Source organism: Phytobacter cepae (assembly GCF_054165735.1).
Map to the genome: position 1 here is coordinate 4,251,540 of NZ_CM135107.1, position 19,482 is coordinate 4,271,021.

The window sequence follows — 19,482 nt, forward strand, 5'->3', positions numbered from 1 at the left end:
TCAATTTATGATTCGCACTATGCTGCAAGGCAAGCTCCACCGCGTCAAAGTGACTCAGGCTGACCTGCATTACGAAGGTTCCTGCGCCATTGACCAGGATTTCCTTGAGGCGGCTGGTATTCTGGAATACGAAGCCATTGATATCTACAACGTGACCAACGGTAAGCGTTTTTCAACTTATGCCATTGCCGGTGAGCGTGGCTCACGCATTATTTCGGTTAACGGCGCGGCGGCACACTGCGCGGATGTCGGCGATATTCTGATCATTGCCTCCTACGTCACCATGCCCGATGAGCAGGCACGTAGCTGGCAGCCCAAAGTGGCCTATTTCGATGGCGACAACGAAATGAAACGCACCGCCAAAGCGGTACCGGTGCAGGTGGCATAAGCCATCCGAGGGGTAGCGCATCATTGCCCCAATCAGGAGTTAGAAGGCGTTATAGGTGCAGTCAGTTTGGCCCCCCCGGGCTGAGGAATCGCCAGTAATATTACGTTTTACAGCGATAACGCCGCGCAATGAGAATACAACAGTTAAAGCGATGTTTGGGCGGTGGCGGTGAACCGCCCTGGCACGTTCACGGGTTCTGGCGTGACAGATAAGCAAGGAACATAAGGTGAACGGAATGACCCTCAGAGCCGCATGTTTCCCCTCACCCTGGCCCTCTCCCCGCAGGGGCGAGGGGACCGATCGTGCCCGCATTTTTTGTGGGGATCCCTCAGCCCCTAAGGGCAAAATGGCAAATAAGATAGCCTTCTACCCCTGATTTTATCCCTGAGGTTGATTACTGATTAACCTCGACATCTCTTCCAGCGAATCGGTTCTTAAAATATATAACCGCTTTAGCAGCATCGGGTTATCTCCCGGCTTCACCTTTCCGCGTACCGTGGTTACCGCCAGATGGAAACCTGCGTCTTCTGCCGCTTGTACGGCTTTATCGTTATAGCCGCCAAAGGGATAGGAGAGGAACCAGACATGGGTATTAAACTGAGACAGCGCACGGCGTGAGTGCTTGAAATCCATCAGGATATTTTCATAGCTGCGGCTGAGTAAAATCGGATGTCTGGCATCATCTACCCGATGAAGAAAGTGTGTATGCGACTGAAAATCGAACACGCTGGCAATCTGGTTTAATTCTGAGACGCTCATAAACTGCAAAGACTTCGGGTCCCATGTCTGTGGGCGCAGTTTGATGCGGGACGAAATGATAAAGGCGGTCGCTTTGAAACCGTATTCCTTCAGCACCGGATACGCGTAACGGCTAACCGATTTCAGACCATCATCAAAGGTGATGACGACGGAACGAGCCGGTAGGTTCATACGGTTTCGTACATATCCTTCCAGTTGATACATGCTCAGGGTGGTATAGCCCTGGTCACGCAGCCAGGTCATCTGGTTGGTAAATGCGCGCACGGATGTGGTGGTGGAAGTGTGGCGAAAACGAGTGTTCTCTTCATCATGCAGAATATGGTGATAGGTCAGCACCGGAATACCATTATCTTCCTGCGCATCCAGACTGCTTATCCATGCCAGACGATCGCCAACACGAACCTGAAACCAGGTTTGATTCAGCCTGTCCTTGAGTTTACTGATAATAGGGTAGCGAAGATTGGCGGCCAGTACGCCGAAAGGCGTGCTCTTGATATCTGCCGCGTTGTACATCGGCGTGTCCTGCCAGGTAATCAGGTTCTGGTTGCTGAGCGGCTTATTGAGGTCGCCCAGGCTGTCTTCCACCCGCTCATTTCCCCGCAGCGTGCCCAGGTGACCTTTATCTATCCAGGCATGACCAAAGCCAAAACGAAACGCGTAGTAGTCCTCAACGCCAGGCTCCACGGCGATAATTTGCCCGGCGCGGATATGACCGACGGTGACGACGTTATTGCCGATTTGCCCCCAGATATCTGCATCCTCAGTGACCTGCATATAGCGTGCGGGCTCAGGATTATCACTGACCAGACGAGCTGAGGCCGCACAGGAAAAAAAGAGCAGAACAATGATGAATAAACGAGGCATCAGACCAACCGAACGGTAAAAAATTGGCGGTATTGTAACAAAAGAAAAATCAATACCAATGACTATTTTTCGTACAAATCATGCAGTAATACAAAGGGCGGGTTTTTTTGCTGCTGATGCCAGAGGCTGCTTACCGTCGGTCCGCCTCTCTTCACCATCTCATCGCGAAAATCACTGCTGCTGAATGTTTCTCGTAGCGGATACAACGCCAGCAGCAAGGCACTGTCGACGCCGGAAATGACTTCGCAATTATCGTGCTTATGGCTCAACAGGGCCGCGGCCCGATAGGGTGGCGCACCGGTAATATCAGTAAGAAAGACAACGCCATCACCCGAATCTGTTTCATGCAGCGCATCACACATCATCCGGCTCAGCATATTGGTGCTTAACCCACGATGAAAGTTAACCGCCCGGCATTGCACCAGCGGCGCAAACTGCGCTTCCAGATCGTTTAACAGTTCCTGCGCCCGCTCATCATGGCAAGCAATAACCCATCCCAGCATACCTGTCTCCTTAGCTGACTTGCAGTTTAGCTAAGTGACCCTCAGCCGTCGGTGACAGATATCATAGAATGGCGGAGCGGGAAGGCCCGGCGAACAACGCCCGCCGGGCAGAGAGAATCAGCTACGCAGGCCACGACCACGCTGGATTAGGTACCAGCAAAGGGCATAAAACACGACGATAAAGACCGCCAGAACGCCAACGGTAGTAAACAGGGGCACATCGGTGATACCGAGGAAACCAAAGCGGAACCCGCTGATCATATAAACGATAGGGTTCAGGTGCGACAAGGTTTGCCAGATGGGTGGCAGCAGCGTTAGCGAGTAGAATACGCCGCCCAGATAGGTCAGTGGCGTCAGCACAAAGGTAGGGATCAGGCTGATGTCATCAAAGGTGGTGGCAAACACGGCGTTCAGTAATCCCGCCAGCGAGAACAGCACCGCGGTCAACAGCAGCGTTAAGGCGACAAACACCCACGAGTGTACCTGGAACGGCACGAAAAACAGCGATACGGCAGTGACCAGCACCCCGACGCAAATCCCGCGCGCGACGCCGCCGCCAACGTAACCAATGATAATGACATGCGTTGGCACCGGTGCCACCAGAAGTTCCTCAATGTTGCGCTGGAACTTGGCGCTGAAAAATGAGGAAGCGACGTTAGCGTAGGCGTTGGTGATCACCGCCATCATGATGAGCCCTGGCACAATAAACTGCATGTAGGTAAAGCCATGCATTTCACCGATGCGCGAACCAATCAGGTTGCCGAAGATGATAAAGTAGAGCGTCATGGTAATGACGGGCGGCACCAGGGTCTGGATCCAGATACGCATGAAGCGCTGGATCTCTTTATGCCAGATACTTTTGAGCGCGACCCAATAAAGCTGCATCATGCGCGATCTCCTTTTTTATCGTGAACCAGCGCGACGAACAGCTCTTCCAGACGGTTAGCCTTGTTACGCATACTTAATACCTGAATCCCCTGCGCACTTAACTGGCTAAACACGCTGTTAATCCCCTGCTCACGCAGCACTTCCACTTCAAGCGTTGACGTATCCACCAGCCTGTAATCGTAGCCTTCAAGTTTGGGTAACGGGCTTTTACTGGCCAGATCGAGGATAAAGGTTTCCGATTTCAGCTTCGCCAGCAGCGACTTCATCGAGGTATTTTCGACCAACTCACCGCTTTGAATGATGCCGATGTTACGGCACAGCATCTCCGCCTCTTCAAGATAGTGCGTAGTGAGGATAATGGTGGTGCCTTTATCATTGAGATCTTTGAGGAATCCCCACATGGAGCGACGCAGCTCGATATCCACACCTGCCGTGGGCTCATCAAGAATAAGCAGTTTAGGCTCGTGCATTAGCGCACGTGCAATCATCAGGCGACGTTTCATCCCCCCTGATAACATTCGCGCACGTTCGTTGCGTTTTTCCCACAGATCGAGCTGTTTAAGGTATTTTTCGCTGCGTTCCAGCGCGTCTTTACGCTCAACGCCGTAATAACCGGCCTGGTTCACGACGATTTGCTGAACGGTCTCAAAGGGGTTGAAGTTGAACTCTTGTGGCACCAGGCCAAGCTGGCGTTTGGCATTGACGACATCTTTTTCAAGGTCGTAACCAAAGACACTGACCCGACCAGAAGTTTTATTCACCAGCGAACTGATGATGCCGATAGTGGTGGATTTGCCCGCGCCGTTAGGCCCCAGGAGGGCATAAAAATCACCCGCTTCTACTTTAAGATCAATACCCCGCAGCGCATGGACGCCGCCCGGATAGGTTTTTTTAAGCTGCTCAAGCTCCAGTGCAATGGTCATGAATTTTCACTTACCTTTTTTTTACACTCGAATGTGTGGTTTAAAAAAAAATGGAGTTGACCTATATTAGCGCAACGCACTTCTTTAGTTACAGGTCGTTAACTTCCATGAAAGACATAGATACACTCATCAGCAACAATGCACTATGGTCAAAAATGCTGGTGGAAGAGGATCCAGGATTCTTCGAAACGTTGGCGCAGGCACAAAAGCCGCGCTTTCTATGGATTGGATGTTCTGACAGTCGCGTTCCTGCCGAGCGTCTCACTGGTCTGGAACCAGGTGAACTTTTTGTACACCGAAATGTTGCAAACCTGGTCATTCACACCGACCTTAACTGCCTCTCCGTTGTGCAGTACGCGGTCGACGTACTGGAAGTTGAGCATATCATCATTTGTGGCCACTACGGCTGCGGCGGTGTGCAGGCTGCGGTAGAAAACCCGGAACTGGGGCTGATTAACAACTGGCTGCTGCACATTCGTGATATCTGGTTCAAACACAGCGCACTGCTCGATGAAATGCCGGAGGAGCGTCGTCTGGATACGCTTTGCGAGCTGAACGTCATGGAACAGGTTTATAACCTCGGCCACTCGACGATTATGCAGTCAGCCTGGAAGCGTGGTCAGAAAGTGGCGATTCACGGCTGGGCGTACGGTATTCACGATGGTTTGTTGCGTGACCTGGAAGTGACAGCAACCGACCGCAGCGTGCTCGAACAGCGTTATCGCCAGGGTTTGTCAAACCTCAGCAAGAAACACATCAATCACAAGTAATGCTTTCAAGCCGGTATTATGCCGGCCTGTAAAACGAAGCCGGGTTAATCCCGGCTTTTTTGTGCTTATTCGTCCAGCATCACCACTTTGCCGACATACGGCAGGTGACGGTAGCGCTGAGCGTAGTCAATGCCATACCCCACCACAAATTCATCAGGAATGGAGAAGCCGATATACTCCACTTCTACCTGTACTTCACGGCGTGAAGGCTTATCAAGCAGCGTACAGATGGAGAGCGATTTCGGCTCACGCAGGCTCAGAATTTCACGCACTTTCGAGAGCGTGTTACCCGAGTCGATAATATCCTCGACGATCAGAACGTCTTTACCACGAATATCCTCATCCAGGTCTTTGAGGATTTTCACATCGCGGGTGGTGGACATGCCGCTGCCGTAGCTGGAAGCGGTCATAAAATCGACTTCATGAGGGACCTGCACTTCACGGCACAGGTCGGCCATGAACATGAACGAACCGCGCAGCAGGCCTACCAGCACCATTTCGCTGCCGCTGTCCTGGTAATGTTCGGTGATTTGACGACCCAGTTCCGCGATACGCGCTTTGATCTCGGCTTCCGGGATCATCACTTCAACAGTATGTTTCATTTTTAACTAACCATATGATTTAAAAAACAAATCAATCAATAACGGCACCAGAGTTCCGGTTATTGAAGCGCAAGGCGTGCAGTATACCAGCAAACGCATTTCTGATGTTTATCTGTCGATAAAGCTCAATTTGTGATGACGATCACACTTGTTAAATCCTATACTTAGTTGCTACTAAAACATTAATGAATTTGGTGAGTAACTTTCTATGGCAGAAACAAAACCGCAACAGTCAGGGCTCCTGGTGACCCTGACGTCGTTGTTCGCCGCACTATGCGGGCTTTATTTACTCATTGGTGGGGTCTGGCTTGTCTCCATCGGTGGTTCCTGGTACTACCCTATTGCAGGGGTGGTGATGCTTGGCGTGACCGCGCTGTTATGGAAGCGTAAGCGCTCTGCATTGTGGCTCTATGCTGCATTCCTGCTGGCCACCATGATTTGGGGCGTATGGGAGGTCGGCTTTGACTTCTGGGCGCTGACGCCACGCAGCGATATCCTGGTCTTCTTCGGCATCTGGCTGATCTTGCCTTTTGTCTGGCGTCGACTGTTTATTCCTTCAGGCGGCGCCGTTGCCGCGCTGCTGGTTGCGCTGTTAATCAGCGGCGGAATGCTGACCTGGGCTGGTTTTAACGATCCCCAGGAAGTCAAAGGCACGCTGAGCGCAGACTCAACGCCTGCGGCAGCGATTTCGCAGGTGGCTGATGGCGACTGGCCGGCCTATGGTCGTAATCAGGAAGGCCAGCGCTATTCCCCGCTCAAGCAAATTAACGCCGATAACGTCAAAAATCTGAAGGAAGCCTGGGTGTTCCGCACCGGTGACCTGAAGCTGCCGACCGATCCGGGTGAACTGACCAACGAAGTGACGCCAATTAAAGTGGGCGACACCCTTTACCTGTGTACCGCACACCAGCGCTTGTTTGCCCTGGATGCGTCGACCGGTAAGGAGAAGTGGCATTTCGACCCACAGTTGAATGCTAATCAGTCCTTCCAGCATGTTACCTGCCGTGGCGTTTCTTACCATGAAGCACGTGCTGAAAATGCCAGCCCGGATGTCGTTGCAGACTGCCCGCGCCGTATCATGCTGCCGGTCAACGATGGTCGTCTGTTTGCTCTGAATGCCGAAACGGGCAAGCCGTGCGAAACCTTTGCCAACAAAGGTATTCTGAATCTGCAGACCAACATGCCGGATACCACGCCGGGTCTGTATGAGCCGACCTCGCCGCCGATTATCACCGATAAAGTGATCGTGATTGCCGGTTCAGTCACCGATAACTTCTCTACGCGCGAAACCTCCGGGGTTATCCGTGGTTTTGACGTTAACACCGGTAAATTGCTGTGGGCCTTCGACCCGGGCGCGAAAGATCCTAACGCGATTCCATCGGACGAACACACCTTCACCTTTAACTCACCTAACTCCTGGGCACCGGCCGCGTATGACGCGAAACTGGATCTGGTTTATCTGCCGATGGGCGTTACGACACCCGATATCTGGGGAGGTAACCGCACACCTGAGCAGGAACGTTATGCCAGCTCCATCGTGGCGCTGAATGCGACCACCGGTAAATTGTCCTGGAGTTATCAGACCGTTCACCACGATCTGTGGGATATGGATATGCCGTCTCAGCCGACGCTGGCGGATATCACCGTTAACGGCAAAACCGTCCCCGTGATTTACGCCCCTGCGAAGACCGGTAACATCTTCGTGCTGGATCGTACTAACGGTAAACTGGTTGTTCCGGCACCGGAAAAACCGGTTCCACAGGGTGCAGCCAAAGGCGATTACGTCACCAAAACCCAGCCATTCTCTGATCTCAGCTTCCGTCCGAAGAAAGATCTGAGCGGTGCGGATATGTGGGGCGCCACCATGTTCGACCAGCTGGTGTGCCGCGTGATGTTCCACCAATTGCGCTATGAAGGCATCTTTACGCCGCCATCAGAGCAAGGCACGCTGGTCTTCCCGGGTAACCTGGGGATGTTCGAATGGGGCGGCATTTCCGTTGACCCGAATCGTCAGGTTGCGATTGCTAACCCAATGGCCCTGCCGTTTGTTTCGAAATTGATTCCGCGTGGTCCGGGTAACCCAATGGAGCAGCCGAAGGACGCTAAAGGCAGCGGTACCGAATCCGGTATTCAGCCGCAGTACGGTGTGCCGTTTGGCGTGACGCTGAATCCGTTCCTCTCTCCGTTCGGTCTGCCGTGTAAACAGCCAGCATGGGGTTATATTTCTGCCCTGGATCTGAAAACCAACCAGGTAGTGTGGAAAAAACGTATTGGTACACCGCAGGACAGCATGCCATTCCCGATGCCAGTTCCGGTGCCGTTCAATATGGGTATGCCGATGCTGGGCGGCCCGATCTCCACCGCCGGTAACGTGCTGTTTATTGCCGCAACCGCAGATAACTACCTGCGCGCGTACAATATGAGCAATGGCGAAAAACTGTGGCAGGGCCGTCTGCCTGCGGGTGGTCAGGCAACGCCGATGACCTATGAAGTGAATGGCAAGCAGTACGTTGTCATCTCCGCCGGCGGTCACGGTTCGTTTGGTACCAAAATGGGCGACTATATTGTTGCCTACGCACTGCCGGACGACACGAAATAAAAGCAAAAAGGCAACGTAAGTTGCCTTTTTTAGTGTTTTCTCCCTCTCCCCGTGGGAGAGGGCCGGGGTGAGGGCATCAGGCCGCACAGGGTCAAAAGCAAAAAGGCAACGTAAGTTGCCTTTTTTAGTGTTTTCCCCCTCTCCCGTGGGAGAGGGCCGGGGTGAGGGCATCAGGCCGCACAGGGTCAAAAGCAAAAAGGCAACGTAAGTTGCCTTTTTTAGTGTTTTCTCCCTCTCCCCGTGGGAGAGGGCCGGGGTGAGGGCATCAGGCCTCCCCCATTTTAAACCGTAAACCCTACCATCATCCCCGTATCTTCGTGCTCCAGCAGATGGCAGTGCGCCATATAAGCCGATTCCTTCGGGGCGTGATGATTAAATTTCACCAGCACTTCGCTGCGCGCCCCTTCCACATTCACCATATCCTTCCAGCCAGAGCGATGAGCGGCAGGCGGCTTACCGTTCTCCGACAAAATACGGAACTGCGTACCGTGAATATGGAACGGATGCAGCATCATGTCCCCTTCGCCTGAAATCACCCAACGCTCCCAGGTGCCTTGTTCTGCGGCAAATGCCGGGGTCGTCATATCGAAAGCTTTGCCATTGATCCGGTTGCCGTTGTGGAAATCGAACCCGCTCTTACCGTGTTCCATTTGACCATGATTCATTTGGCCATGACTCATCTGGCCGTGATTCATTTGACCGTGGTGCATACTCATGCCAGCCATTGCCGCATCGCCATATTTTTGCTGCAACGCCTGCATCCCCATCATGTCGAGCATGGGATCCATGGAAAGTTGCAGCGTGCGTTGACTAACACCATCAAGTCCGGGGATGGCAGGGACGGTTACCAGCGTATCAGGCAGGGTTGCAGACGCCGTCACCATCAGCGGTTGAATGCGCAATAGTGGGTGTGGTTTATCGAAAGGAGCAACCGCCATGCCCATCTGGGTCACCGGCAAGGTGACAATATCAAAGGGCGCGCGGTCGCGGTTTTCCACCAGCACTTCAAAACGCTCGCCGGGCAGTATCGCCAGCTCGCTGAGCTTGACCGGCTCCGCGAGTAGTCCGCCGTCGCTGGCAACCACATATAACGGACGATTATCGCTGGTAGCAATATTCAGCGAGCGGGCATTACAACCATTGAGCAAACGCAGACGCAGCCAGCCGCGCGGGGCCGCATGTTGGGGGTAGATAGCGCCGTTGGTCAGCAAGGTGTCACCGAACCAGCCCACCGCGGCACTCATTACATCCAGTTGGTAATCAATCTGCCCGTCGGCGGTGAATTTTTTGTCCTGCATGATGACGGGAATATCATCGATCCCCCACTGCTGGGGCAGACGCAGCGTCTGGCTATAATCATCATCAATCACTACCAGGCCTGCGAGTCCCATCGCCACCTGGCGACCGGTTTTGCCATGCTGATGGGGATGAAACCAGCAGGTTGCCGCAGGCTGATTAGGTGTGAAACTGACCGTGCGGCTGGTGCCAGGTTTAATCACACCCTGCGGCCCGCCGTCCACCTCGCCGGGGATTTCAAGCCCGTGCCAGTGAAGCGTTGTCTCCTCAGCAAGGGTGTTACGTATGGAAACCTTAACCGCTTTGCCCCGGCGTAATCTGAGTGCCGGCCCCAGCAGGTTGCCGTTATAGCCCCAGGTGGTTGCGGGTTTACCGGCAAAGGTCGACGTGCCCGCCTGCACGCTAAGCTGGATGTGGTTTTGCGCATCGGGCAGCAACAATTCAGGAATGGCTAACACGGGTCTGTCAGCCGCCAGCGCCGTTCGGCTCCAGAGCGGTAGCGCACTGAGCGCGCCCAGTGCGGCAGAATATTTCAAAAAATCACGACGTTGCATCTGCGCTTCCTTTTCTTTTGCAGGCGAGGTTTTGAGCATAAACCCTCCCCCTGGCGGAAGGTCAAGAAAAGAGGTCATTATCGGACAATAATAAATATCGTCGCCTCGCCTGCAGTGTGCTAACGTTTAATTTCCGTTACGCCGTGGTATGAACAATGAAGACGCTTTTCAGATCAGTCCTGTTTGGCAGCCTGCTGGCTGTCTCCGCTAATAGCTATGCCCTTAATGAATCCGAAGCGGAAGATATGGCCGATCTTACGGCGGTATTTGTCTTTCTGAAAAATGATTGCGGCTACAATAACCTGCCTAATGGCCAAATCCGCCGCGCGCTGGTCTTTTTCGCGCAACAGAATCAGTGGGATCTCACGAACTACGACACCTGGGATATGAAATCCCTGGGCGAAGAGAGCTATCGCGATCTGAGTGGTATTGGCATTCCTACCGCTAAAAAGTGCAAAGCGCTGGCGCGCGACTCACTCAGCCTGCTCGCCTACGTCAAGTAATCTCTTCGTGTGTTGACGCCCTGGCCGTGCAACAACGGTCAGAGTTAGCTATGATGTTGCGCCTTGTTTGAGCAGATGTTAACAAAGGAGCAACCGATGGCCGACAATACCCTGTGGCATGAAACGCTGCACGATCAGTTTGGACAATACTTTGCTGTAGACCAGGTGCTGTATCATGAAAAAACCGAGCACCAGGACCTTATCATCTTCGAAAACGCTGCTTTTGGCCGCGTAATGGCGCTGGACGGCGTGGTGCAAACCACCGAGCGCGATGAATTCATCTATCACGAAATGATGACCCACGTACCGCTGCTGGCCCACGGTCGCGCCAAACATGTGCTGATCATCGGCGGTGGCGATGGTGCCATGCTGCGTGAAGTGAGCCGCCACAAAAATATCGAAACCATCACCATGGTGGAAATCGATGCCGGCGTGGTCTCTTTCTGCCGTCAGTATCTGCCTAAACACAATGCCGGTGCCTTTGACGATCCCCGTCTTGAGTTGGTGATTGATGATGGCGTTAATTTCGTCACCCAAACGACACAAACGTTTGATGTGATCATTTCTGACTGCACCGATCCGGTCGGCCCTGGTGAAAGCCTCTTCACCTCAGCTTTTTATGAAGGCTGCAAGCGCTGCCTGAACCCCGGTGGCGTTTTTGTGGCGCAGAATGGCGTCTGCTTCCTGCAGCAGGATGAGGCACTCGACAGCCACCGTAAACTCGGCCACTACTTTGCTGACGTGAGCTTTTACCAGGCGGCTATCCCAACATATTATGGCGGCATTATGACCTTTGCATGGGCAACGGATAACGAAGCGCTGCGCACCCTCTCCACTGAAATTATTCAGGCGCGGTTCCACGCTGCAGGTTTAACCTGCCGTTATTACACCCCGGCTATTCACACTGCTGCTTTCGCCTTACCTCAGTACCTGCAAGACGCGCTCTCGTCATCGTTGTCTTAGGGAGAAGAGAAGAAATTGAAAAAACTGAAACTGCATGGCTTTAACAACCTGACGAAAAGTCTGAGTTTTTGTATTTATGACATCTGTTACGCCAAAACAGAAGCAGAGCGCGACGGTTACATCGCCTATATCGACGAATTGTACAACGCCAATCGCCTGACGGAGATCCTGACCGAGACCTGCAATATCATTGGTGCCAATATTCTCAACATCGCCCGTCAGGATTATGAACCTCAGGGGGCAAGCGTCACCATACTGGTGAGTGAAGAGCCCGTTGATCCGCAGCTTATAGATAAAACAGAGCATCCGGGCCCGCTGCCGGAAGCCGTGGTCGCCCATCTTGATAAAAGCCATATCTGCGTGCACACCTATCCCGAAAGCCACCCAGAAGGCGGACTTTGTACTTTCCGTGCGGATATTGAGGTCTCGACCTGTGGCGTCATTTCACCGCTAAAAGCGCTGAACTACCTGATTCATCAGTTGGAATCCGATATTGTCACCGTGGATTACCGCGTGCGGGGCTTTACGCGCGACGTGAACGGCATGAAGCATTTTATCGATCATGAAATTAATTCGATTCAGAACTTTATGTCCGATGATATGAAGTCGCTGTATGACATGGTGGATGTGAATGTTTACCAGGAAAACATCTTTCATACCAAGATGTTACTCAAAGAGTTTGATTTGAAACACTACATGTTTCATACCCGCCCGGAAGATCTGACCGCGCAGGAGCGCAAAGAGATTACCGCGGCGTTATGGAAAGAAATGCGAGAAATTTACTACGGTCGCAATATTCCCGCCGTGTAAGACACGCTGGCGCAGGGAAGCGCCAGAGGTTCAGCCAGAGCGCATCGCTCATTCCAGTACATTTCTCGCGTGAAGCGATGCTCAGCGTGTTGTTTGGTCATGGAACCACTCCACGTCCACATTCGCAATGTCTACGCCATAAAGGCTGGCCACGGCCAGGAGCGATTCCATGACGCGCCGACTATTATGTTCCGCATCATCGCGCTGTTCACGCGCGGTGTTACCCAAAAAATAACGAGAAATAAACGCTTTCATGATCGTCTCCGTGACGTGTCCGGAAGACCATAAAAACGTAATTTAAGGCCAAAGGGAAATGCGAAAAACGTCTGACGTTTTTCAGTAGATGTATGTCGGGCGGCAACGAGCACGCACTGGCCTCATTGCCCGACGGAAGAGACTAGCGCTGGCTCAGGAATTTACGGTACGCAGCGACAACCTGCAGGAAGTCTTCAACGCCGCAAAGCGAGAAGCTCTCCTCATCGTAATAGTTCATTCCTTCTTCCATTTCATCGCCGGAAAACTCGAGCTGGTTGGCACGCACCATCACCTCTTCCCCGTCCAGCCATAGAGTGTATTCGTGGCCGGTACGCTGCCAGGAGCGCTCACTGCCCTTCACGGTTTTTGCCGCTTGTTCCACTTCATCCAGCAGCGCTAGGTTCTCTTTCACCTCTTCATTGAACCAGTGCCCCACGACTTCGTGGCCCATCGACATACGGACTTTTACCCCACCGGTAATGTCACGCAAAAATTCATAATCCATAATTTCTTCCTCATGCAGGCTTAGCGTCAGCCCATCTGTTAATTATCGCAGCACAACGGAAGAAAAAAAGCGTGGCGATGGGAAGGATGCAATAAAAAAGCGGAGAAGGCTCTCCGCTTTTAGCTTTAGCTTTAGCTTGGGTGCAGTCTGATGCCCTCACCCCAGCCCTCTCCCACAGGGAGAGGGAGAAAAGCGGGATGCCCTCACCCCAGCCCTCTCCCACAGGGAGAGGGAGAAAATCACCACCAGCCCCTCTCCCACAAAGAGAGGGTCAGGGTGAGGGGAGCCCCTTACACCGCCGTCTGGAAAATAACCCCGTCGGCTTTTTCGGTGTACTGGTTCAACTGGTCAAAGTTCAGATAACGGTAGGTGTCCACCGCCGTCTTATCAACCTGCGCAATGTAGGTCTGGTACTCTTCCGGCGTCGGCAGCTTGCCAAGCAGAGAAGAGACCGCCGCCAGCTCCGCAGAGGCCAGATAGACGTTCGCGCCGGTCCCTAAACGGTTCGGGAAGTTACGGGTCGAGGTGGAGACCACCGTTGCACCGTCCGCTACGCGCGCCTGGTTGCCCATACACAGGGAACAGCCCGGAATTTCAATACGCGCACCGCTCTTACCAAACACGCTGTAGTAGCCTTCTTCGGTCAACTGCGCGGCGTCCATACGCGTCGGCGGCGCAACCCACAGGCGGGTCGGCAGCTGGCCTTTATGGGCATCCAGCAGTTTACCAGCCGCACGGAAGTGGCCGATGTTGGTCATGCAGGAACCGATGAACACTTCATCAATCTGCGCGCCCTGAACATCAGACAACAGACGTGCATCGTCCGGGTCATTAGGCGCACACAGAATAGGTTCTTTAATGTCGGCCAGATCGATGTCGATCACCGCGGCGTATTCGGCATCCGCATCTGCTTCAAGAAGCTGCGGATCCGCCAGCCATTTTTCCATGCCCTGAATGCGACGCTCCAGCGTACGACGATCGCCGTAGCCTTCCGCGATCATCCACTTCAGCAGAACAATGTTGGAGTTGAGGTATTCAATGATCGGATCTTTGTTCAGCTTAATGGTACAGCCTGCAGCAGAACGCTCAGCAGACGCATCGGTCAGCTCGAAAGCCTGCTCAACTTTCAGATCCGGCAGCCCTTCGATTTCGAGGATACGGCCAGAGAAGATGTTCTTCTTGCCCTTCTTCTCAACGGTCAGCAGGCCCTGCTTGATGGCGTACAGCGGAATAGCATGTACGAGGTCGCGCAGAGTAATACCCGGCTGCATTTCGCCTTTAAAGCGCACCAGAACAGATTCCGGCATATCCAGCGGCATTACGCCGGTCGCTGCGGCAAAGGCCACCAGCCCAGAACCTGCCGGGAAGGAGATACCGATCGGGAAACGGGTATGAGAGTCACCACCGGTACCTACGGTATCCGGCAGCAGCATGCGGTTCAGCCAGGAGTGGATAACCCCATCGCCCGGACGCAGTGACACACCGCCACGGTTCATGATGAAGTCCGGCAGCGTATGGTGCGTGGTCACGTCAACCGGCTTCGGATAAGCCGCCGTGTGGCAGAACGACTGCATCACGAGATCGGCAGAGAAGCCCAGGCACGCCAGGTCTTTCAGTTCATCACGGGTCATTGGACCGGTGGTGTCCTGAGAACCTACGGAGGCCATTTTCGGTTCGCAATAGGCGCCCGGACGGATACCTTTCACGCCGCATGCGCGACCGACCATTTTTTGCGCCAGCGAGTAGCCACGGCTGCTTTCCGCCACGTCTTTCGCCTGACGGAACACCTCACTGTGCGGCAGACCCAGCGACTCACGTGCTTTGGTGGTCAGCCCACGGCCGATAATCAGCGGAATACGGCCACCGGCGCGGACTTCGTCGATCAGCACATCGGTTTTCAGTTCGAAGGTCGCCAGCAGGGCGTTGGTTTCGTGGTTACGCACTTCACCTTTGAATGGATAAACGTCAATGACGTCGCCCATATTCAGGTCGTTTACGTCCACTTCGATTGGCAGCGCGCCCGCATCTTCCATGGTGTTGAAGAAGATAGGCGCAATTTTGCCACCGAGGCAAAGACCGCCGCCGCGTTTGTTCGGCACATGAGGGATATCATCGCCCATGAACCAGAGAACAGAGTTGGTTGCAGACTTACGGGAAGAACCGGTACCCACAACGTCACCAACGTAGGCCAGCGGGAAGCCTTTTTTCGCCAGCGCGTCGATTTGCTTGATCGGGCCAACGGCACCGGGTTGATCCGGTTCAATGCCTTCGCGGGCGTTTTTCAGCATCGCCAGGGCGTGCAGCGGGATATCCGGGCGGGACCAGGCATCCGGTGCCGGAGAGAGATCGTCGGTGTTGGTTTCACCCGTCACTTTAAAGACGGTAACGGTAATTTTTTCCGCCAGAGCCGGACGGCTCAGGAACCACTCAGCATCAGCCCAGGATTGCAGCACCTGCTGGGCATACGCGTTGCCCGTTTTAGCTTTTTCTTCTACATCATAGAAGTTGTCGAACATCAGCAGCGTATGGGACAGGGCTTTGGTCGCAATCGGTGCCAGTTTGGCATCGTCCAGGGCGTCAATCAGAGGATGGATGTTGTAACCACCCTGCATCGTGCCCAGCAGTTCAATCGCTTTCTCTGCGTTGACCAGTGGGGAGGTGGCTTCGCCTTTGGCGATAGCAGCAAGGAAACCCGCTTTGACATAGGCGGCTTCATCAACGCCTGGCGGGACACGGTTGGTTAAGAGGTCTAACAGGAAATCTTCTTCGCCAGCAGGCGGGTTCTTCAGCAGCTCTACGAGTGCGGCCATTTGGGTTGCATCTAATGGTTTTGGCGCAATCCCCTCAGCGGCACGTTCGGCTACGTGCTTACGGTATTCTACTAGCACGACGGTTCTCCTCGCTCTCATTGTCATAATGCGGCAGGCGATTCTCTTCACGCTCCTGTGAGACAGCAGTTTGTAGGGTAAATCCGCGATACCGCGACGGCAGCATAGCAGGATTTATAGGGGGTGTTAATCTGTTTACAAAAAAGCAACATTAAAAATTAGCTGAATCGTTAAGGGCAGAATAAAGCAGAGGAAATACGGTTTTGTGGAAACAGATTACACGTTAAAAACCAGAGCAAATGGCCCCGAAGGACCATTTCTCATTGGCTTACAAATCACTCAGTAGCTTTTTAACCGTCTCACGGTTGTATTTTTCCGGCGTATTTATCTCATCCATCAGATCGCCCATCACATACTTCTTCATCGTCTCCAGGTTATTCACCTGAATCTGATTCCTGACGCTCGCCAGTTGCCCTTTGCTGTTGTAGTTCAGGGTAGTGGTATTGACTTCGTCATTTTCCAGCGTGTGATAAATGTAGTTTTGTGACGTCTTGTCTTTGTTCAACGACAGCGGAATAGACGGGTCCAGTTGTTGGTACCATGAGGCGCTTAAGTGGTTATGCGCCGTCTGTTTCACGCTGCGAGAGCCGTCATAACTCAGGCTCTCTTCAGTGGTTTGTGAAGCCTGGTACGAGAAGCTCTCTTTTTCATCCGCACGCGCCGGGTTGATCGACTTCGACGTTTGAGTCAGTGAAAGGGAAAAATCATTCAACCCTTTTGCAGGTGAACTGCTGCTTGCCCCCGTACGCACTTCTGCGGACTTGCCGGTGACATCAATACTTTCGCTCTGCGGCGTGTTTAACGCATGGAACACCGACTTCAACAGATCCATCTGGTTTCTGTCACCGTGCCCGTCGATTCGCGCTTTATCAAATTGCTTATCGTAGGCGGCAAGCGCAATTTGCTGGGCCACCCGGTCACCCGGGTCGTTGCTGGCGCTGCGATCGCTGGTCATTTTCAGGGAGAAGTCAGCATCCTGATACGCTATCCAACTTTCACTGCTGTCGGTGTGGAAGTTGAGCGACTGAAGTGAGTCGTCTCCGTTGCGGACATCGGTTTTCAAGTCAATTGACTTGAGCACGCTGCTGTTAAATTTCGTCAGCCCTGAGATATCGAGTTCAGGCGGCTGTTTGCCCAGCCCATCGACTACCGACTGGAATGCTTTACCTAGCGAGGCCACCGCTTCCGCTTCTTCATCATTAAGCTGATTACCCTCGGTTTTGACGGAGACCGCAATGCCATCATCTTGCTGCGTCAGGGTGAGATGCACCGTGGCGCCTGAACGGGTGGTGATATCTAACGAGAGCGCAGATTTGCCAACCGATCCCACGCTCGCCTCAGCGTTGGTTCCCGTCAATGCTTGTGTGAAATCCCCCCGGTTTTCCTTCAGATTCTCAAGCAGTGCGCTCCCAAGGCCGCTGAAGGATGAAACGGAAGCGCCACCTCGTGCCGACTGCATCAGATCCGTAATCATTGAATTTGCCTGCGTGGAGGCGCTGGCGCTGATTTTTTGCGGTGACAGGCTGTAAATGGCAGCGATGTCCTGCGTCTGGCTGCCAAAAGTGACTTTGGTGGAGGCGTTTGCCGCAGTGGGTGACGCAGCAGTACTGGTTACCCGCGGCGTGCCCACGCGGGTGGCAGACGACATATTCGATAACATCGTCGACAAAGGCGATTTAATACCGGTAACCATGACGATAAAACTCCCTCTTTCGTCGATAGAGATTCAGTATTGTTACATCGGCAGAAGGTGGACGAAATTTATACCAGAGAAGAAATAATTCGCGGTGAGTCACTAAATTGCAGATAAAAAAAACGCCTCCGAAGAGGCGCTTAGTCTGAAGCGAAATTATTTTTTCTTCGCTTTCGGGTTCGGCAGGTCGGTGATGCTACCTTCGAACACTTCGGCTGCCAGGCCAACGGACTCGTGCAGCGTCGGGTGCGCGTGGATGGTCAGCGCGATATCTTCTGCGTCACAGCCCATTTCGATCGCCAGACCGATTTCACCCAGCAGCTCGCCGCCGTTGGTGCCAACAATCGCACCACCGATGACACGGTGAGTCTCTTTGTCGAAGATCAGTTTGGTCATACCGTCTGCGCAGTCGGAAGCGATAGCACGGCCAGAAGCAGCCCACGGGAAGGTGGCGGTTTCGTAGCTGATGCCTTTTTCTTTCGCTTCTTTCTCAGTCAGACCTACCCAGGCAACTTCTGGCTCAGTGTACGCGATGGACGGAATCACTTTCGGGTCGAAGTAGTGTTTCTTACCGGCGATAACTTCAGCGGCAACGTGGCCTTCGTGAACACCTTTGTGCGCCAGCATCGGCTGACCGACGATATCGCCGATAGCAAAGATGTGCGGCACGTTAGTGCGCAGCTGTTTGTCAACGCGGATGAAGCCACGGTCATCAACTTCTACGCCAGCTTTGCCTGCGTCGAGGTTTTTACCGTTCGGCACACGGCCGATTGCCACCAGTACAGCATCGTAACGCTGTGCTTCAGCAGGGGCTTTTTTACCTTCCATGGAAACATAAATACCGTCTTCTTTGGCTTCAACGGCAGTCACTTTGGTTTCCAGCATCAGGTTGAATTTCTTGCTGATGCGTTTGGTGAAGACTTTGACGATGTCTTTGTCTGCAGCCGGGATAACCTGGTCGAACATTTCAACCACGTCAATCTCTGAACCCAGCGCATGGTACACGGTAGCCATTTCCAGACCGATAATACCGCCACCCATAACCAGCAGGCGTTTAGGAACGGTTTTCAGTTCCAGTGCGTCGGTGGAGTCCCATACGCGCGGATCTTCATGAGGAATAAACGGCAGTTCGATCGGACGGGAGCCCGCCGCGATGATCGCGTTGTCGAAGTTGATCACGGTTTTGCCGTTTTCGCCTTCAACTTCCAGGGTATTGGCACCGGTAAATTTACCCAGACCGTTAACCACTTTGACTTTACGACCTTTCGCCATGCCAGCAAGGCCGCCGGTCAGCTGAGTGATAACTTTCTCTTTCCAGGTACGAATCTTGTCGATATCGGTTTTCGGCTCGCCGAAGACGATACCGTGTTCAGCCAGCGCTTTGGCTTCTTCGATAACTTTCGCAACGTGCAGCAGCGCTTTAGAAGGGATACAGCCAACGTTCAGACAAACACCACCGAGGGTGTTGTAACGTTCTACGATAACGGTTTCCAGACCTAAATCAGCGCAACGGAAGGCCGCAGAGTAACCTGCCGGGCCTGCCCCAAGTACCACGACCTGAGTTTTGATTTCAGTACTCATCATGACCTCTTATTGATTTCCGGCAGTCAGGTACTTGTCGCCCTTTATCCACCGGGACGTTCTATCCGCCCGCAGTTTACAAAAATGTTAACAATTTTGAAACAACAAACGGCTCACGAATTCTCGTTTCGCTAATAA

The 19,482-nt window shown here is 53.2% G+C and carries 17 protein-coding genes; 6 read left to right on the forward strand and 11 right to left on the reverse strand.

Annotated elements, in window-relative coordinates; genetic code table 11:
• Window positions 1-7 precede the first annotated feature (7 nt).
• Window positions 8-388 (forward strand): aspartate 1-decarboxylase, encoded by a 381-nt coding sequence (gene panD, locus ACUY4Q_RS19995; RefSeq protein WP_039078406.1) that lies wholly within the window; start codon window positions 8-10, stop codon window positions 386-388.
• Window positions 389-766: 378 nt separating this feature from the next.
• Here the strand turns inward: panD and ACUY4Q_RS20000 are convergent, their stop codons facing one another.
• From ACUY4Q_RS20000 to ACUY4Q_RS20015, 4 genes are all read right to left on the reverse strand, one after another.
• Window positions 767-2,011, reverse strand: coding sequence for a polysaccharide deacetylase family protein (locus ACUY4Q_RS20000; RefSeq protein ID WP_458044429.1), 1,245 nt, complete (start codon window positions 2,009-2,011; stop codon window positions 767-769).
• Between the two features lie 62 nt (window positions 2,012-2,073).
• Window positions 2,074-2,514: a PTS sugar transporter subunit IIA gene (locus tag ACUY4Q_RS20005; protein WP_458044430.1), complete on the reverse strand. Its 441-nt coding sequence runs from the start codon at window positions 2,512-2,514 to the stop codon at window positions 2,074-2,076.
• 117 nt (window positions 2,515-2,631) lie between these two features.
• On the reverse strand, window positions 2,632-3,402 hold the full coding sequence (locus ACUY4Q_RS20010; protein ID WP_458044431.1) for an ABC transporter permease: 771 nt from the start codon (window positions 3,400-3,402) through the stop codon (window positions 2,632-2,634).
• Window positions 3,399-4,325: an ABC transporter ATP-binding protein gene (locus ACUY4Q_RS20015; protein WP_458044432.1), complete on the reverse strand. Its 927-nt coding sequence runs from the start codon at window positions 4,323-4,325 to the stop codon at window positions 3,399-3,401. Before ACUY4Q_RS20015 ends, ACUY4Q_RS20010 begins: the two co-directional genes overlap by 4 nt.
• A 107-nt stretch (window positions 4,326-4,432) precedes the next feature.
• On the opposite strand from ACUY4Q_RS20015, the gene can reads away from it, so the two are divergent.
• Window positions 4,433-5,095 (forward strand): carbonate dehydratase, encoded by a 663-nt coding sequence (gene can / locus ACUY4Q_RS20020; RefSeq protein WP_458044433.1) that lies wholly within the window; start codon window positions 4,433-4,435, stop codon window positions 5,093-5,095.
• A 65-nt stretch (window positions 5,096-5,160) separates the two neighbouring features.
• Here can and hpt read toward each other — a convergent pair whose 3' ends face one another.
• The gene (gene hpt / locus ACUY4Q_RS20025) at window positions 5,161-5,697 is read right to left on the reverse strand and encodes a hypoxanthine phosphoribosyltransferase (protein WP_458044434.1); all 537 of its coding nucleotides are present in this window, start codon (window positions 5,695-5,697) and stop codon (window positions 5,161-5,163) included.
• Between the two features lie 208 nt (window positions 5,698-5,905).
• Between hpt and ACUY4Q_RS20030 the strand changes: the two genes are divergently transcribed.
• Window positions 5,906-8,296 carry a glucose/quinate/shikimate family membrane-bound PQQ-dependent dehydrogenase gene (locus ACUY4Q_RS20030; RefSeq protein ID WP_458044435.1) on the forward strand — a complete coding sequence of 797 codons (2,391 nt, stop codon included), beginning with the start codon at window positions 5,906-5,908 and terminating at the stop codon, window positions 8,294-8,296.
• A 281-nt stretch (window positions 8,297-8,577) separates the two neighbouring features.
• Here ACUY4Q_RS20030 and cueO read toward each other — a convergent pair whose 3' ends face one another.
• Window positions 8,578-10,146 (reverse strand): multicopper oxidase CueO, encoded by a 1,569-nt coding sequence (gene cueO / locus ACUY4Q_RS20035; protein ID WP_458044436.1) that lies wholly within the window; start codon window positions 10,144-10,146, stop codon window positions 8,578-8,580.
• A 155-nt stretch (window positions 10,147-10,301) separates the two neighbouring features.
• On the opposite strand from cueO, the gene ACUY4Q_RS20040 reads away from it, so the two are divergent.
• From ACUY4Q_RS20040 to speD, 3 genes are all read left to right on the forward strand, one after another.
• The gene (locus tag ACUY4Q_RS20040; RefSeq protein WP_458044437.1) at window positions 10,302-10,649 is read left to right on the forward strand and encodes a YacC family pilotin-like protein; all 348 of its coding nucleotides are present in this window, start codon (window positions 10,302-10,304) and stop codon (window positions 10,647-10,649) included.
• A gap of 96 nt (window positions 10,650-10,745) precedes the next feature.
• Window positions 10,746-11,612 (forward strand): polyamine aminopropyltransferase, encoded by an 867-nt coding sequence (gene speE, locus ACUY4Q_RS20045; RefSeq protein ID WP_458044438.1) that lies wholly within the window; start codon window positions 10,746-10,748, stop codon window positions 11,610-11,612.
• A gap of 15 nt (window positions 11,613-11,627) precedes the next feature.
• Window positions 11,628-12,422 (forward strand): adenosylmethionine decarboxylase, encoded by a 795-nt coding sequence (gene speD, locus ACUY4Q_RS20050; RefSeq protein ID WP_458044439.1) that lies wholly within the window; start codon window positions 11,628-11,630, stop codon window positions 12,420-12,422.
• An 81-nt stretch (window positions 12,423-12,503) separates the two neighbouring features.
• Here speD and ACUY4Q_RS20055 read toward each other — a convergent pair whose 3' ends face one another.
• The 5 genes from ACUY4Q_RS20055 to lpdA form a co-directional block, all read right to left on the reverse strand.
• Window positions 12,504-12,677: a hypothetical protein gene (locus ACUY4Q_RS20055; RefSeq protein WP_458044440.1), complete on the reverse strand. Its 174-nt coding sequence runs from the start codon at window positions 12,675-12,677 to the stop codon at window positions 12,504-12,506.
• A gap of 142 nt (window positions 12,678-12,819) precedes the next feature.
• Window positions 12,820-13,182 (reverse strand): protein YacL, encoded by a 363-nt coding sequence (yacL, locus tag ACUY4Q_RS20060; protein WP_458044441.1) that lies wholly within the window; start codon window positions 13,180-13,182, stop codon window positions 12,820-12,822.
• Between the two features lie 290 nt (window positions 13,183-13,472).
• Window positions 13,473-16,070, reverse strand: a complete 2,598-nt coding sequence (acnB, locus tag ACUY4Q_RS20065; protein WP_458044442.1) for a bifunctional aconitate hydratase 2/2-methylisocitrate dehydratase — start codon at window positions 16,068-16,070, stop codon at window positions 13,473-13,475.
• 268 nt (window positions 16,071-16,338) lie between these two features.
• Window positions 16,339-17,763 carry a hypothetical protein gene (locus ACUY4Q_RS20070; RefSeq protein WP_458044443.1) on the reverse strand — a complete coding sequence of 475 codons (1,425 nt, stop codon included), beginning with the start codon at window positions 17,761-17,763 and terminating at the stop codon, window positions 16,339-16,341.
• Between the two features lie 156 nt (window positions 17,764-17,919).
• Window positions 17,920-19,344 (reverse strand): dihydrolipoyl dehydrogenase, encoded by a 1,425-nt coding sequence (lpdA, locus tag ACUY4Q_RS20075; RefSeq protein ID WP_458047399.1) that lies wholly within the window; start codon window positions 19,342-19,344, stop codon window positions 17,920-17,922.
• Between the last annotated feature and the right edge of the window lie 138 nt (window positions 19,345-19,482).

Coding starts and splice junctions, on each gene's coding strand:
- hpt (WP_458044434.1), bottom strand. CDS start 5,697: ATGAAACATACTGTTGAAGTGATGATCCCGGAAGCCGAGATCAAAGCG.
- ACUY4Q_RS20000 (WP_458044429.1), bottom strand. CDS start 2,011: ATGCCTCGTTTATTCATCATTGTTCTGCTCTTTTTTTCCTGTGCGGCC.
- cueO (WP_458044436.1), bottom strand. CDS start 10,146: ATGCAACGTCGTGATTTTTTGAAATATTCTGCCGCACTGGGCGCGCTC.
- ACUY4Q_RS20055 (WP_458044440.1), bottom strand. CDS start 12,677: ATGAAAGCGTTTATTTCTCGTTATTTTTTGGGTAACACCGCGCGTGAA.
- ACUY4Q_RS20010 (WP_458044431.1), bottom strand. CDS start 3,402: ATGATGCAGCTTTATTGGGTCGCGCTCAAAAGTATCTGGCATAAAGAG.
- ACUY4Q_RS20005 (WP_458044430.1), bottom strand. CDS start 2,514: ATGCTGGGATGGGTTATTGCTTGCCATGATGAGCGGGCGCAGGAACTG.
- ACUY4Q_RS20030 (WP_458044435.1), top strand. CDS start 5,906: ATGGCAGAAACAAAACCGCAACAGTCAGGGCTCCTGGTGACCCTGACG.
- yacL (WP_458044441.1), bottom strand. CDS start 13,182: ATGGATTATGAATTTTTGCGTGACATTACCGGTGGGGTAAAAGTCCGT.
- speE (WP_458044438.1), top strand. CDS start 10,746: ATGGCCGACAATACCCTGTGGCATGAAACGCTGCACGATCAGTTTGGA.
- can (WP_458044433.1), top strand. CDS start 4,433: ATGAAAGACATAGATACACTCATCAGCAACAATGCACTATGGTCAAAA.
- ACUY4Q_RS20015 (WP_458044432.1), bottom strand. CDS start 4,325: ATGACCATTGCACTGGAGCTTGAGCAGCTTAAAAAAACCTATCCGGGC.
- lpdA (WP_458047399.1), bottom strand. CDS start 19,344: ATGAGTACTGAAATCAAAACTCAGGTCGTGGTACTTGGGGCAGGCCCG.
- ACUY4Q_RS20070 (WP_458044443.1), bottom strand. CDS start 17,763: ATGGTTACCGGTATTAAATCGCCTTTGTCGACGATGTTATCGAATATG.
- ACUY4Q_RS20040 (WP_458044437.1), top strand. CDS start 10,302: ATGAAGACGCTTTTCAGATCAGTCCTGTTTGGCAGCCTGCTGGCTGTC.
- panD (WP_039078406.1), top strand. CDS start 8: ATGATTCGCACTATGCTGCAAGGCAAGCTCCACCGCGTCAAAGTGACT.